This is a genomic window from Citricoccus sp. SGAir0253 (assembly GCF_005877055.1).
Taxonomy (GTDB): Bacteria; Actinomycetota; Actinomycetes; order Actinomycetales; family Micrococcaceae; genus Citricoccus.
The window spans coordinates 275,202-289,713 of record NZ_CP039424.1 but is presented as its reverse complement, the minus strand read 5'-3'; the positions used below and the strand labels follow the sequence as shown (position 1 = coordinate 289,713).

Annotated in this window: 10 protein-coding genes and 2 pseudogenes; 2 read left to right on the top strand and 10 right to left on the bottom strand. The window is 72.7% G+C overall.

Features of this window, described 5'->3' with window-relative positions; all coding sequences use genetic code 11:
• Window positions 1–9: 9 nt before the first annotated feature.
• Together E7744_RS01350 and E7744_RS01345 are read right to left on the bottom strand one after the other, a co-directional pair.
• Window positions 10–1,215, bottom strand: coding sequence for an acyl-CoA dehydrogenase family protein (locus E7744_RS01350; RefSeq protein WP_137772563.1), 1,206 nt, complete (start codon window positions 1,213–1,215; stop codon window positions 10–12).
• A gap of 130 nt (window positions 1,216–1,345) precedes the next feature.
• Window positions 1,346–2,788, bottom strand: a complete 1,443-nt coding sequence (locus tag E7744_RS01345; RefSeq protein WP_246858601.1) for an aminotransferase class III-fold pyridoxal phosphate-dependent enzyme — start codon at window positions 2,786–2,788, stop codon at window positions 1,346–1,348.
• Window positions 2,789–2,869: 81 nt separating this feature from the next.
• On the opposite strand from E7744_RS01345, the gene E7744_RS16445 reads away from it, so the two are divergent.
• Both E7744_RS16445 and E7744_RS16055 read left to right on the top strand, forming a co-directional pair.
• Window positions 2,870–4,267, top strand: coding sequence for a PucR family transcriptional regulator ligand-binding domain-containing protein (locus tag E7744_RS16445; RefSeq protein ID WP_138424632.1), 1,398 nt, complete (start codon window positions 2,870–2,872; stop codon window positions 4,265–4,267).
• Window positions 4,255–4,440, top strand: coding sequence for a helix-turn-helix domain-containing protein (locus E7744_RS16055; protein ID WP_246858501.1), 186 nt, complete (start codon window positions 4,255–4,257; stop codon window positions 4,438–4,440). The genes E7744_RS16445 and E7744_RS16055 overlap by 13 nt, the downstream gene beginning before the upstream one ends.
• Before the next feature lie 78 nt (window positions 4,441–4,518).
• Here E7744_RS16055 and E7744_RS01335 read toward each other — a convergent pair.
• The 8 genes and pseudogenes from E7744_RS01335 to E7744_RS01300 form a co-directional block, all read right to left on the bottom strand.
• Window positions 4,519–5,660, bottom strand: a pseudogene (locus tag E7744_RS01335) (CaiB/BaiF CoA transferase family protein).
• Between the two features lie 346 nt (window positions 5,661–6,006).
• The gene (locus tag E7744_RS01330) at window positions 6,007–7,470 is read right to left on the bottom strand and encodes a glycerophosphodiester phosphodiesterase family protein (RefSeq protein ID WP_168199714.1); all 1,464 of its coding nucleotides are present in this window, start codon (window positions 7,468–7,470) and stop codon (window positions 6,007–6,009) included.
• Between the two features lie 49 nt (window positions 7,471–7,519).
• Window positions 7,520–8,421: pseudogene (locus tag E7744_RS01325) on the bottom strand (phosphodiesterase).
• A gap of 32 nt (window positions 8,422–8,453) precedes the next feature.
• Window positions 8,454–9,497, bottom strand: a complete 1,044-nt coding sequence (locus E7744_RS01320) for a LacI family DNA-binding transcriptional regulator (RefSeq protein ID WP_168199713.1) — start codon at window positions 9,495–9,497, stop codon at window positions 8,454–8,456.
• Window positions 9,494–10,366 (bottom strand): glycerophosphodiester phosphodiesterase family protein, encoded by an 873-nt coding sequence (locus E7744_RS01315; RefSeq protein ID WP_137772557.1) that lies wholly within the window; start codon window positions 10,364–10,366, stop codon window positions 9,494–9,496. Before E7744_RS01315 ends, E7744_RS01320 begins: the two co-directional genes overlap by 4 nt.
• On the bottom strand, window positions 10,366–12,228 hold the full coding sequence (locus tag E7744_RS01310; protein WP_137772556.1) for an iron ABC transporter permease: 1,863 nt from the start codon (window positions 12,226–12,228) through the stop codon (window positions 10,366–10,368). Before E7744_RS01310 ends, E7744_RS01315 begins: the two co-directional genes overlap by 1 nt.
• Window positions 12,225–13,310: an ABC transporter ATP-binding protein gene (locus E7744_RS01305; RefSeq protein WP_137772555.1), complete on the bottom strand. Its 1,086-nt coding sequence runs from the start codon at window positions 13,308–13,310 to the stop codon at window positions 12,225–12,227. Before E7744_RS01305 ends, E7744_RS01310 begins: the two co-directional genes overlap by 4 nt.
• Before the next feature lie 66 nt (window positions 13,311–13,376).
• Window positions 13,377–14,330: an extracellular solute-binding protein gene (locus E7744_RS01300; RefSeq protein ID WP_246858500.1), complete on the bottom strand. Its 954-nt coding sequence runs from the start codon at window positions 14,328–14,330 to the stop codon at window positions 13,377–13,379.
• Window positions 14,331–14,512 lie beyond the last annotated feature (182 nt).

The window sequence follows — 14,512 nt, the reverse complement described above, 5'->3', positions numbered from 1 at the left end:
GGCCGGGTGTCAGCGGAAGGCCGGGATGCCGGTGAGCCGCTGGCCCAGGATGAGGGTGTGCACCTCGTCCGTGCCCTCGTAGGTGCGCACGGACTCGAGGTTGTTGGCGTGGCGCAGCGGCGAGTGCTCGAGGGTGATGCCGTTGCCGCCCAGGATGGTGCGGGCCTCGCGCGCGATCGCGATGGCCTCGCGGCAGTTGTTGAGCTTGCCCGCGGAGATCTCGTGCAGCCGCAGCGTCCCGGCGTCCTTGCGCCGGCCGATGTGCAGCGCCAGCAGGAAGCCCTTGTTGATCTCCAGGGCCATGTCCACGAGCTTCTGCTGGGTGAGCTGGTAGCCGGCCAGCGGCTTGTCGAACTGCAGCCGGTCCTGCGCGTAGGCCAGGGCCGCCTCGAAGGAGTCCCGGGCCGCGCCCATGGCGCCCCAGATGATGCCGTAGCGGGCCTCGTTGAGGCAGCTGAAGGGCCCCTTGAGCCCGACGGCGCCCGGCAGCACCGCGTCCGCGGGCAGCCGGACGTCGGTCAGCTCGATCTCGCACTGGATGGAGGCGCGCATCGAGAGCTTGGGCTCGATCGGCGTCGCGGCGAACCCCGGGGTCTCGGTGGGCACCACGAAGCCGCGCACGCCCTCGTCGGTCTGCGCCCAGATGACGGCCACCTGGGCGACGTTCGCCAGGCCGATCCACCGCTTGGTGCCGTTGAGCACCCAGTCCCCGCCGTCCCGGCGGGCGAAGGTGCGCATGGACGAGGGATCGGAGCCGGCCGTGGGCTCGGTGAGCCCGAAGCAGCCCACGGCCTCGCCGGCGGCCATGGCCGGCAGCCACTGCCGCTTCTGCTCCTCCGAGCCGTGCTTGTGGATCGCGGACATCGCCAGCGAGCCCTGCACGGAGACGAAGGTCCGCAGCCCGGAGTCCCCGGCCTCGAGCTCCGCGCCGGCCAGGCCGTACTCCACGGCGGAGCGGCCCGGGCAGCCGTGGCCGGTCAGGTGCATGCCCAGCAGGCCGAGCCGCCCCAGCGCCGGGGCGATCTCCAGCGGGAAGTGGGCCTTCTCGTACCACTCGGCGATGTTCGGCCGGATCTCGGCGTCCACGAAGGCGCGCACCCGCGCCCTCGTGGCGAGCTCCTCGGGGGTCAGCAGGGAGTCGATGTCGATGAGGTCGGCGGGGTCGGCGATGTCCAGGGCGGCGTCGGCGGCCGGGCCGGTGGCGAGGGTGGTCATGGTCGTCCTTGTCTGGGGGGCCGGGGTCCGTGGGGTCGGTCCGTGGGGTCGGGTGCGGTGCCGGCGCGGGCGCCGGCGCGGGCGGGGTGGTCGGGAGGGCGAGGTCGGCGGGCGACGTCGGCGGGCGAGGTCAGCGGGCGGTGTCGGCTCCCGCGGCCTCCAGGACGGCGGCGCGCAGGACGTCCAGGCCGTCGCGCAGCAGCTCGGCGCCGATGACGAGCGGCGGCAGCAGCCGGATCACGTTGCCGTGGGTGCCGCAGGTCAGGGTCAGCACGCCCTGGGCGTGGCAGGCCTTCGAGATGGCCGCGGCCAGGTCCGGGCGCGGCGCCAGGGTCCCCGGCTCGGCGAACTCGAGGGCGAGCATGGCCCCGCGGCCGCGGACCTCGGCGACGACGGCGGTCTGGCGGGTCAGGGGCTCGAGCACCTCGCGGGCGATCGCCTCGATCTCGCGGGCGCGGGCCAGCAGCGTCCCGTCCTCGAACTCCTCGAACACCGCCAGGGCCGCCTCGCAGGCCAGCGGGTTGCCGGCGTAGGTGCCGCCGAGGCCGCCGGCGTGCACGGCGTTCATGAGCTCGGCCCGGCCCGTCACGGCGGACAGGGGCAGGCCGCCGGCGAGCGCCTTGGCGGAGAGGGTGATGTCCCCGGCCACGCCCTCGTGCTCGCTCGCGAACAGGGTGCCGGTGCGGCCCATGCCGGCCTGGATCTCGTCGATGACCAGCACGATCCCGTGCTCGTCGGCGATCCGGCGCAGCCCGGCCAGGAAGCCCGGGGCGGGGACGATGAACCCGCCCTCGCCCTGGATGGGCTCGATGACCATGGCGGCGAAGGTCTCGGCGCCGTGCTCGGCGAGGGTGGCCTCCACGGAGGCCAGGGCCCGCGCGGCGATCTCCTCCCCGGCAACCTTGGCGTCCCTTGCCGCCCCGGCCTCGCCGGCGGCACCGGCGCCGGCCACGGCGCCCGTCACGGACGGCCGCAGCGGGTTGGCGGAGGCGGCCCGGACCACCTCGCGCGGCAGCGGGCCGAAGTTGAGGCGGTAGGGGTTGTCCTTGGCGGTCATGGCCATCGTCAGCAGGCTGCGGCCGTGGTAGGCCTCGTCGAAGACGAGCACGTGCGGCCGGCCGGTGGCCGAGCGGGCGATCTTCACCGCGTTCTCCACGGCCTCGGCCCCGGTGGAGAACAGGGCGGTGCGCTTCTCGAAGTCGCCGGGGGTGTGCTCGTTGAGCCAGCGGCAGACCTGCGTGAAGGAGTCGTACTCGGTGACCATGAAGCACGTGTGGGTGAACCGCTCCAACTGCGCGGTGACACGCTCGCGCACCCGGGCGTTGGCCGCCCCCACGCTGGTCACGGCGATCCCGGAGGCCAGGTCGATGAGGCGGTTGCCGTCCACGTCCTGGAGGATCCCGCCGTCGGCGCTCTCCACGAACACCGGCAGCACGGTGCCGAAGCCGTCGCTGACCTCGGCGCGGCGCTCGGCGTGCAGGGCACGGGAGCGCGGGCCGGGCACGGCGGTGGCGAGGTGGCGGGACTGCGGCAGGGAGCCGGCGTGGACGGGGGCATCGGCGATCTGGGTCATGGCGCCGACGCTACGGAGGCCGGTGACATCCGTCATTGAGCATTCCGGCCAGAGCGGCCCCGGATATCGGATAATCCATCCATGGTCTCCCTCCTCGAGCTCAGCACGGAACTCGGCCCCCACCTCGTGCCGGTCGGCGGACGCCCGCCGTCCTCCCGCCAGCTCAGCGGCGTGCACATCTCCGAGCTGGAGGACCCCACCCCCTTCCTGGACGGCGGCGAGTTGCTGCTGACCACGGGCATGCCGCTGGGCGGCAACGAGGCCACCACCGCCGCCTACGTGGAGCGGCTCCGGGCCATCGGACTGCCCGCCCTGGGGATCGGCCTGGGGCCCTGGCTGGAGCAGGTCCCGGCCCACCTCGTGGAGACCTGCGCGGCGGCGGGCATCGAGCTGCTGTCGGTGCCCCACGCCGTGCCCTTCCAGTCCGTCTCCCGCGCCTTCTGGGGCCTGACGGCCCGCAGCGGCCAGGCCGACCTCATGAACAGCCTGGGCACCCAGACCGCGCTGGCCCGGGCGGCGATGCGCCCGGAGGCCACCCCCGCCGTGGTGCGCGGGATCGCCCAGGCGCTCGGCGGCTGGGCGGCGTACTTGCCCGTGGACCCCGGCCCGGAGACCTACTGGCCGGCGCAGACGGAGGCGTGGCTGCCGGTGCTGCGTTCCGAGACCCAGCGACTGCACCGCGCCGGGGCGCACTCCGTGGCCACGTTCGAGCTCCACGGCCAGCCGGTGGTGGAGTACCCGATCGCCTCGGGGGACCGCATCCACGGCTTCCTCGCGATCGGGCCGGGGCGGGCGCTCACGGCCGCGGACCGGCAGGTCATCGTCACCGTGTGCATCCTGCTGGCGATCAAGGCGCGGCAGCGCGAGGCCCTCGCCGGCACCACGGCGGCCCTCGGCGCCGTCGTGGCCAAGCTGCTGCTGCGCGGCCAGGCCGAGGCGGCCCGCCTGCTGGCCGAGGACCTCGGCCTGCACGACCTGCCGCCGCGGGTCCGCGTGCTGGGCCTGCGGATGCAGCCCGGGGACGACGCCGGCCTGCTCGTCCGCGCCGCCCCGGCGCTGGCCCGCGAGGAGGGCCTGCCGCCCCTGGGGTCGGCGGTGGCGGAGTGCCTGCTGCGCCACGAGGAGGGCGGCGTGCTCCACCTGGTGCTGCCCGCCGACCTCGGCCCGGCGTCCGGCGGCGAGCGCACGGCGCCTGGGGGCGGTGGGCGGGACGGTGGCCGGGACGGTGGCCGGGAGGGGAGCCAGGGCGGGGCCGACGTCGTGCCCCTCCTCGAGGACATCCCCGCGGCCTGGCCGGCGCCCTGGGGGACCCGGTCCCCGTGGACGAGGTGGCCGGGACGCTGCCGGCGCTGCGCCAGGCGGTGCGCCAGGCCCCGGCGGGCTCGCTCGTCGGCACCGGCGGCGCGGACGAGACGCCGGCGGAGGCGTGGGTGCGGGCCCTGGCGGACTACCCCCGCGCCGACCTGGTGGGCACCGTGACGGAGTACCTGCGCCACCGCGGGCACTGGGAGGACGTCTCGCGTGCGCTCGGCGTGCACCGCAACTCGGTCCGGCACCGCATCGGCATCGCCCGCTCGCTGCTCGGCGTGGACCTGGACGACCCGGACGTCTTCGCCCCGCTGTGGCTGGCCCTGCGCCGGCACGGCGCCTGAGCGGCCGGACCTGCCCGACGGCGGCCGGGCGCCTGCCCCGCCCGGACCGAGGGAGTTGCCGGGCCGGGAACGGCGGGCCTACCCGGCGACGCCGGGCCTCCCGGCCCCCGCCGTGACTGCCGCCGGTCCCGCCGAGGCGGCGCCGCCGTCGCGCAGCCAGGACACCACCTGCTCGGTGTGCTCGCCGAGCCGCGGCGGGGCCTGCGTGCGCGGCGCCAGCGGCGGCTCCCACGTCACCGGGTGGCGGATCTGCCGGCCGACGGCGGCGCCGGACGCGTCGTGGACCTCGATGGTGGGCTCGAGCCCGAGCGCCTCGGCGTGCGCCAGGCCCTCGTCGATCCCGGCGACCCGGCCCGCGGGCACGCCCGCCCGGGTCAGCCGCTCCTGCCACTCGCGGGCGGGAGCGGCGGCGAGCAGCGCCTCCAGCCGGGGGACGAGCTCCTCCCGGTGGCCCACCCGCGCGCTGTTGGTGGCGAAGCGCTCGTCCCGGGCGAGGTCCGCGTCCCCCAGCACGGCCGCGAGGCGGGCGAACTGCCCGTCGTTGCCGCAGGCCACGGCGAGCGGGCCGTCCGCGCACTCCAGCAGCTGGTACGGCACGATCGAGGGTGGGCGTTGCCCATCCGGCCGGGCACCGTGCCCGCGCCGAGGTAGGCCTGGCCCTGGTTGGCCAGGGCGCCCTGCAGGCTCGAGAGCAGGTTGACCTGCACGTGGCTGCCGCGCCCGGTGTGCTCCCGGGCCCGGAGCGCGGCCAGCACCGCGATGGTGGCGTCCTTGGCGGTGAGCACGTCCACGAGTGCGACGCCGGCCTTGTACGGCGAGCCCTCGGCCTCGCCCGTGATGCTCATCAGCCCACCGAGGGCCTGCACGATGAAGTCGTAGCCGGGGATGTCCCGGCCTCCGGCCGCGCCGAAGCCGGAGATGGACGCGTAGACCAGCCCCGGGTTCTCCGCGGCCAGCTCCGCGTAGCCGAGGCCCAGCCGGTCCAGTCCCCCGGGCTTGAAGTTCTCCACGAGCACGTCCGCCCGCAGCGCGAGCTCCCGGGCCAGGGCCCGGTCCTCCGGGTCGGCGAGGTCCAGGCACACCGACTCCTTGTTGCGGTTCACGGACTCGAAGTAGGTGGCGCCCGTGGCGGACCACGGCGGGCCCCAGCCGCGGGTGTCGTCCCCGGTCCCGGGCCGCTCCACCTTGATGACCCGGGCCCCGAGGTCCGCGAGGGTCATGGTGCACAGCGGGCCGGCGAGCACGCGGGAGAAGTCCGCGACGAGCACCCCCTCCAGGGGCCGCTGGGTGTCCGTGCGCGCGCTGCGTCCCGTCTCCGACGTCGTCATCCGACCGTTCCCTCCGTGGCGTGGTGTCCTGGGCTGGGCTCCACGGTAGGGGTGGGCGGGGGCGCGGCCTTTGGACCGATGGCCCAAGCGGAGGCGGCTCCTTGTGCCATCCGTCCAATGCCGGGGGCACGAGGGCCCGTACCAGAGGAGCACGACCGGCCGGCACCCGGCCCCGCCCGGTGGGACCGTCAGTGGAAGCCGGTGAGCACCCCCTATTCTGCGGCGGACGCCCAGTGCGTCAACGGCCGACGTAGTCCAACTGGAGGTAGTCGAGGTTCAGGTCCTGCCGTGCCTCCTCCGGGAAGGCGACCTTCAGGGTGTGGGTGCCCTTGTCGAACCAGCGGGTGCCGGCCTCGCTGCGGAAGAACGCGCCCAGGTGGGAGGTCTGCGGGACCGTGTGGGTCATGGTGTCCTCACCGTCCCAGGTCATCTCCAGGGTGCCACCGTCCACGTACTGGGTTCCGGCGCGCGTGACGACGTCGTAGTTGCCCGGCTTCGCGATCTCGAACTCGTAGGTGAGGAACTCCCCGCCCTCGATGTGCGCCAGCGCCAGCCCACCCCGGGTGTGGTTGAGGGTCGAGCCGTCGCACACGTCTATGAAGGCCAACCCGGGCGAGGTCGCGGCGCACCGGTTGGCATCGACGTCCCAGAAGTCGACGCCAGGTTCCCCTTCGGTGACGTCCTCGGCCTCGATGCGCACGGTGTTGACCCCGGGCAGTCGCTGGTAGCGGGCCATGTCGCCGCCGTCGCGCCAGAAGTCCATGGCCTCGATGGTGTCGGTCTGCAGGATCGAGGCGGAGTAGTTCTCGACGAGGTTCTGCCAGCCGAGGTCCTCGACGGAGCGGATGGAGGCCTCGTCGGTGTTGCCGGCGGCCAGGCTGTCCCACATGGTGTTGACCCAGATCCGGCCCTTCCGGCCCAGGTCTTCCAGGAACGCCGGGTCGGCCTGGGCATCGTCGTCGGTGTTGAAGACGACCTCGTAGGCGATCGGCTGGTGCTCGGCCGGGAAGTCCCCGACGGACTGCCAGTTGTCGTCGTTGACCAGGTGGATGTACTCGATGTCCGGATACTCGGTCATGAACTCGACCGCAGCGTCGACGCTCGGGGCGCCCTTGATCAGCGCATGGTCGGCGGTGCCGGTCTGCTCCAGGACGGCGGCGACCTCCTCACGCTCGGGCCAGCCCTTGTCGATGTTCACCATGGCCCGGCCCTTCACCAGTTCCATGGCCTCGGCCAGCGTGGGGATCTGGTACTGGGTCTCAACGGCGTTGTCGTCCCGGCCCATGTGGTCCAGCAGGCGCAGGTCCTTGATCTCGGCCAGCGTGTAGTCGCCCACGGCCCCGGTGGCCTTGGTGGTGCGGTCCACCGTGGTGTCGTGCATCAGCACGGGCACGCCGTCCGCGGTGAGTTCCACGTCCAGCTCGATGATCTCGGCTCCGTCCTGGATGGCCTCCTCGATGGCGGGCAGGGAGTTCTCCGGGTATTCGTGCCACTGAGCGCGGTGCGCGGCGATCAGCGGCTCAGCGTCGGGGCCGAGGTCCGTCAGTTCATCCTGGATCTGCTCAATGGTCTTGGGCCGGTCCTGCCCCGGGATGTCCGGGTAGCTCGGGGCGGCGAGAGCAGCGGTCGGGGCTGCCAGACCGGCGGTGACGACGGCTGCAGCGAGCAGGGTGGTGACAGGACGGCGGGCACGGAAGGCCATGGGTTCTTCTCCGGATCGTTGGTTGACGGTGTGATGGAGGGGCAGGGCCCTAGGTGGTGGATGAGGCAAGGGCCTCGGGGATGACGAGACCGGCGGCCTCGAGCAGTTCGGCGGTCTCGGCCGCGCCGACATGGCGGCCCACCGTGGGGTGGTCGCTCATCGGCACCACGGAGTGCATCACGGTGTGGTCGTAGACGTGGACCAGGTTGAAGCTCTGCGCCCCGTCACGGCCTCGCGTTCCGCGGCCCGGCGTCAGCAGGTCCTGGGTGTAGCAGCTGGCGGAGGACACCGAGACGGGGATGCCGGCGAAGGTGGCCGAGGTCGAGTAGTGCAGGTGTCCGCCCAGGATGGCCCGGACGTCGGAGCCCCGCAGGACCGCGGCCAGCTCGGTCTGTCGGCGGAGCTCGACGGTCACTGCCAGGTCCTGGACGCACGGCACCGGGGGTGGTGCAGCGCCAGCAGGGTGCCCTCCGGCGCCGGCGTGGCGAGGGTGTCCCGCAGCCACTGCAGCTGTTCGGCGGTCAGCTCGCCGTGGTGGTACCCCGGCACGGTGCTGTCCAGGACGACGACCCGCAGGCCGCCGAGCATGACGACATGGTCAAGGGCCTCATCGGTGGGGCGTGCCCCCAGCAACTCGGTCCGCAGGGTGCCGCGGTCATCGTGGTTGCCCATCACCCAGATCACCTCTGCCCCCAGTCGTTCCGCCACGGGCTCGACGACCGCGCGCAGGCTCCGGTAGGCCTCCGGCTCGCCCCGGTCGGCGAGGTCCCCGGTGAAGAGGAGCGCCTCGGGGTGCACTCCGGTGGCCTCCAGTTGCTCGAGCTGGCGCGAGAGGTGAGCCCGGGCGTCGGCGACGCCGCCGAGGAGGGCCCCGGGGACCATGAAGTGCGTGTCCGAGAAGTGGACGAGGAAGTGCCGGGGCCGCGGGTGCTCCGAGGGACGCAAGGGCAAGGTGCCTGCTTTCGGGTAGGAGGTGGGGGTGCTCACGGTGTGCCGGCGGCGGATCGCGGCGGCGGGCCGACCGTGCGGCCCGGGACGAGGCGTCCCGGAAGCCGTTCCTGGACGACGGCACCGGTGGGCGCGGCCACGAGACCGGCCATGTGGGCCACCGTCCGGGCGGCCAGGGATTCCACGGGGATGCGGTAGGTCGTCAGCCCGAGGAGGTCCGCTCCGGGGAGGATCCCGTCGCAGCCGCTGACGGAGACGTCCTCGGGGGCGGAGAGTCCTGCGGCCCGCAGGCCACGGAGGAGCTCCAGCTGGCGCAGGTCCGAGGGGCACATGACGGCCGACACCGCTCCTCGGCGGACGAGGTCCACGGCCTCGGCCGTCCCCTCGGTCGGCCCCACGACGGGCACCGGCACGATCGACACCCCCCGCGCGGCCAGCTCGGCGGCCATGGCGGTACCCCGGACGTACTCGGGATAGGACCGCTCCGCGGCGGTGACCAGCACGGCCACGGAGCGGTGCCCGCAGGCCGCGACGTGTGCGGCCAGGGTCCGGCCGGCGTGGTCCTCGTCGTAGGAGACCGCGTGGATGCTGTCCGTGGTCTCCGGGCGGCCCGCGCGCATGATGGGGACCTTCGCCCGAAAGGGCTCGAGCTGCTCGCTGGTCACGTCGCCCGTCGCCACGATCAGGCCGGCGACGCGCATGCCCATGAGCCGGTGCAGGCTGGCCACCTGGCGCTTGCCGCGGTCGTCGGTGGTCACCGTCATGGACACGATGGTCAGCCCAGCGGCCCGGGCGGCGTTCTGCAGCTCGGTGAAGAGCAGTCCGTAGGCAGGATTCGCGGCGTCGCGCAGGAGCAGGCCGAGCGTCGAGGTCCCTCGCGAGGCCAGACCGGAGGCCAGCACGTTGGGGACGTAGCCCAACTCTTCGGCCGCGGCCAGCACCTTGCGGCGGGTCTCCTCGGAGACCTTCTTCTGGCCCAGGAGCACGCGGGAGACCGATGCGCGGGAGACCCCGGAGGCCCGGGCGACGTCGTCCATGGTCAGCACCTCGTGGCCGGTCCGGCCGCCTGCCTCGCTCATGCCTCCACCATCGCCCGCCGCCGGGACGAGCGGTAGTCGCGCAGCAGCCAGGGCCAGTCCGTCTGGATCGCGTCCACGCCCAAGTCGAACAGTGGCCCCCATCCCTCGCCGGGGTCGCCCAGGACCGAGCGCTCGTCGTCGTACCCCGCGAACAGGTCGACGCCGGTGGAGAGCACCTCGGCGTTCACCAGGACCAGGACGCCGCGGGCGTGCAGTTCCGCGACGACACCGTCCTGCAGGAAGGGACCGGCGGGGTCCCGGGTCAGCAGCTCGACGCCCACCGTGTTCAGGTCCGGGTCGTCGAGGTGGGCGAAGGCCTGGTCGACCGTGGTGCAGATGGGCAGGAACGGGTACTTCACCCCGTGATCCCGGAGGACCGCCACCCGGTCCCCGTCCTCGGCGCGGCACTTGAGCAGCAACTGGCCTGCCATCCCCAGTCGGTCCAGTTCCGGCAACAGGGCCTCCCACCAGTCCCAGGAGCGGTCGAGGTTGACCAGCGTGCCGGGGGGCATGCCGGTCAGCAGCCCTCGCAACCCCGCAACGCGGCTGGGCCGGCCGGGACGGTCCACGTGGACGTGGCGCTGTACCCGGATCTCGGCGGCGGTGAGCGTCCTCAAGTCGGCCTCGGTGCCGAGCAGCCGGGGCTCCTCGCCGTCGTGGAAGGCGAAGAACTCCCCGTCGGTGGAGCGGACGACGTCGATCTCCACCACGTCACCGCCGGAGGCCACTGCCGCGGCCACGGCCGCCGGGGTGTTCTCGGCCACCGAGCCCACCGCGGTCCCCCGGTGCACGACGATGAGGGTGCCGACCTCGTCCATCCGCCGGCGCAGGCGGGTGTTGACGTCCCGGAAGCGTGCCTGTCCGACCATCACCGCACCACCGTCCCGTGCGCGCCGGCATCGCCGACGGGTGCGGTCGCCGCCGGGACGCCACCCACGGTCCCGGTCGTGGACGCCGCCGGTGCACCGCCGTCCAGCGCCCCGGACGGCAGGCCCGACGGCGGCCCGGAGGCGGCGGAGCGGCGCGGCCGGCGGCGCGCGGCCCGGCCGTAGACCAGGTACATCGTCAGGCCCGTGATGACCATGAGCAGCACGGCGTAGACGAACGTGTTGGCCCGCGCGTCCAGGCTCACCGAGCCCTCGGTGTTGGCCTTGATGACCAGGCCCAGGGGCTGGAACAGGGGGTGGGCCAGGAACACCGCCGTGTCGTAGTCGTCCAGCAGGGAGTTGAAGTTCAGCGCGAACACCGCGGCGGCCGGCGGCAGGACCGCGGGGAGGAGGATGCGCCGGAACGTGTAGAGGCTCCGGGCCCCCATCAGGGTCGCCGCCTCCTCCAGGGTGGAGTTCACCGAGGAGAACGCCGCCTTGAGCAGGCGCAGCGTGAACGGGATCTTCACGATGACGAAGGCGATGAGCAGGATGACGGTGGTGCCGGTCAGCACGACGTTGCCCACGAGCGCGCTGGGATGGTCGTAGCTCATGATCAGTCCCAGGGCGATCATGGCGGCGGGCAGGATCCACGGGATGTGCAGGAGGTACTCGAGGGCCGCGGTCAGCCAGTTGCGGTACTTGCTGAGGATCCGGGCGACGAACAGCAGCCCGCCCACGGCGATCGCCGCCGCGGCGGCGCTGTAGGCGACGGAGACCACGAAGGGCCGCAGCGAGGAACCCTCCCCGAGCACCCGGACGTAGTTGTCCAGGGTCATCTTGTCCAGGGACAGTCCGGCCGTCTGGATCGTCGTGGAGTCCACGAAGGAGTACAGCACGATGAGCACCACCGGCAGCACGTAGACCCCGAAGAGGGCGTACGCAATGACGTGGACGGTGAGGTTGGCCCCACGGTGGATGATGGGCTGCTTCTGGATCCGCGTGCTGACCTTGGACAGGGAGAAGTACGTCCCGCCCCTCTCCACCCGGCTCATGACCACGAGCATGACGATCGTGGCGACGCCCAGCACGATGGCCAGTAGCGCGGCGAGGTCCCGGGAGGTGGGAGACCCGGCGAACGTGAGGATCATGGGCGCGATGGTCTGGAACTCACGTCCGCCGAGGACCTGCGGTGCGGACAACGCCCCGAGCCCGGTGAGGAAGGACAGGATGGTCACGGCGAAGAGCATGGGCCGGAGCATGGGCAGCACGATCCGGCGCAGGATGGTCCAGTTCCCGGCTCCCATGTTGCGTGCCGCCTCGATCGTCTGGTGGTCCACCGCGACCAGGGAGGACGAGAGGAACAGCATGTGGTTGGTGGTCGTGGCGAACGTCATGGTGAACAGCACCGCCCAGAACCCGGTGAACCATCCTGGGTCCAGGCCGGGGACGAGCCACAGCAGCAGCCCGGTGACGATGCCGTCCTCCCCGTAGATGAACTTGTACCCGGCCGCGAGGACGATGCCTCCGTAGATGAAGGTGGTGGCGTAGCCGCACCAGAGGATGCGCGCCCCGCGGATGCGGAAGTACTGGGTCACCAGGACGATGAAGACCCCGACGACGTTCGTGGTCACCGACAGCGCGACGGCGAGCAGGAAGCTGTTGGCCAGAGACCGCATGGCCCGTTCCGAGGACAGCAGCTTCTCCACGGCGCGGTTCGAGTACTGCCCGTCCGGGAAGAAGGTCTCGACGAGCAGGTTCGCGTTCGGCCAGACCAGGAACGCCACGATGAACCACGTCAGGACCGCGACGGTGATGAGCACGAACGGCGAGCGGAGCATCCGGCGCACCGGCGTGGACGTCATGCCCCCACCGCCGGGGCAGCCACCGTCGCCGGGTCCGGGACGGCATCGGAAGCGCTGTCGTCGTCCCCGTACTGCAGGACGTGGGAGGGATCCACGGCCAGGGTGACGCGCTCCCCCACCGCCGGGCGCGGCCGGCCGTCCTCCCGGAACAGCACCCGCACGAGCGCCCCGTGGGACTCGACCGCGTAGGTGGTGTGCAGGCCGTGGTAGCTGGCCGAGGACACGACGCCCTCGACGGTGCAGGTCCCGGCCGGGGCGCTGCTGCCCGGCGCCACCAGGGCGACCTTCTCGAGCCGGGCGTAGGCGGTCCGGCGGGGATCGAGCCCCGGGTGCCGGGCGTCGAGGGCGGTGAGGAGGGCGGGGGTGAGCCGCGAGGCGTCCCCGAGGAAGGTGCAGACGAACTCGGTGGCGGAGCGGTCGTAGACCTCCTGCGGGGTCCCGACCTGCTCCACGCGCCCGGCGTTGAAGACGGCGATGCGGTCCGACATCGTCAGGGCCTCGTCCTGGTCGTGCGTGACGTACACGGTGGTGATGCCCACCTCGGCCTGGAGTTCCTTGAGCTGGTGGCGCAGTTGCTGGCGCAGCTTGGCGTCCAGGTTGGACAGTGGCTCGTCCAGGAGGAGGATCTTGGGCTGCAGCACCAGCGCCCGGGCGATCGCCACGCGCTGCTGCTGGCCGCCGGAGAGCTCGGCCACGTTCCGGTCCAGGTGGGCCTCGGCGAGGTCCACCCGGCGGGCGATGTCCGCCACCAGCCGCTCCCGCTCCGCGCGGGACTCCCGGCGGACCTTGAGCCCGAAGGCGATGTTCTCCCGCACGCTCATGGACGGGAAGAGCGCGTAGTTCTGGAACACCATGCCGACTTCGCGCTTGTCGCTCGGCAACCGGGTGACGTCCCGGCCGTCCACGAACACCCGGCCCGCCGAGGGGTGGACGAAGCCTGCGAGGGTGCGCAGCGCGGTCGTCTTGCCGCAGCCGGACGGGCCGAGCAGGGTGAAGAACTCTCCCTCGCGGACCTCGAGGTCCAGGCGCGGGATGGCCACGGTGTCGCCGTAGCGCACCTCGACATCATCGAAGCGGATCATGTGGTCCTCCTCAGGAGCACATCGGGGCCGGGGCGGGGGAGCCGTCGGCACCCCCGCCCCCGCCGGTCACTGGACGTACTCGAGCTCGACCTTCTCGATCCAGGCGGTGACGTTCTCGGAGACGAAGTCCCAGTCGATGTCCTGCTGGTCGAGGGACTCGTGGAACTCCACGATCTCCGGATCGGCCTCGGCGATGGCGCCCTCGTTGGCGGGCATCGAGTCGAACTCGGCGGACCACGCCGCCTGCGTCTCGGCACTGCCGAACCAGTCGATGAACTCTTGGGCCCGCTCGGCCTGGTCAGTGCCCTTGACGAGCGCGACCTGCTCCACGGCGAACGGGACGCCCACCTCGGGCTGGACGATCTCCGTGTCGACGCCGTACTCCTCCTCACGGGAGGGGATGCCGGAGGTCCACATCTGGCCCATGTCCACCTCGTCCTCGGCCATGCGCAGGTACAGGTCCGTGTCCGGCACGGACGGGTTGCCGTGCTCGAAGTAGGCCTCGATCTGCTTCCAGCCCTCGGCGGACACCCCCAGCTCACCGCTGGGGTCCTGGTACCGGTCCAGGATGCCGGCGAACACCAGCTGCGTGGTGGCACCGCCGAGGCCGGTCACGGACTCGTAGCGCTCGTGGAAGCGCTCCTCGCTCCAGAGGTCCGTCCAGTCCTGGGGGGCCTCCTCGGGGGTGTAGGCCTCGCGGTCGTAGGCCAGGACGATGCCCTGCTGGACGATGGGCCAGAAATTGCCCTCCCCGGACGGATCGCCCAGCTCCGGGGCCACCTCATCGGACCACTCGGGGGTGTAGGGCTCGATCGTTCCGGCCTGCACCAGCTGGGAGAAGTACATGTGGTTCAGCCCGAAGACCACGTCCGCCACGGGGTTGCCGGCCTCGGCGAGGATCTTGTTGGTGGTGTCCCCGCCGCCCTGGCCGACGATCTCCACGGGGATCCCGGCCTCGGCGGCCTTCTCGGTCAGCCACTCGGCCCGGCCGTCCGCGTTGGAGTTGGTGTAGACGACCAACGGTTCGCCGGAGGCGGCGGACCCACCGGCGGACGCCTTGTCCCCGGACTGGGCGCCGGACGCACCGCAACCGGTCAGGAGGAGGGATACTGCCGCGGTGGCGGCGAGGACACGGAGGGGGTGGCGCACGGCGGGCCTCTTTCGTGGGAGTGACGGCGGGGACTCGGCGTCCTGGGACCAGG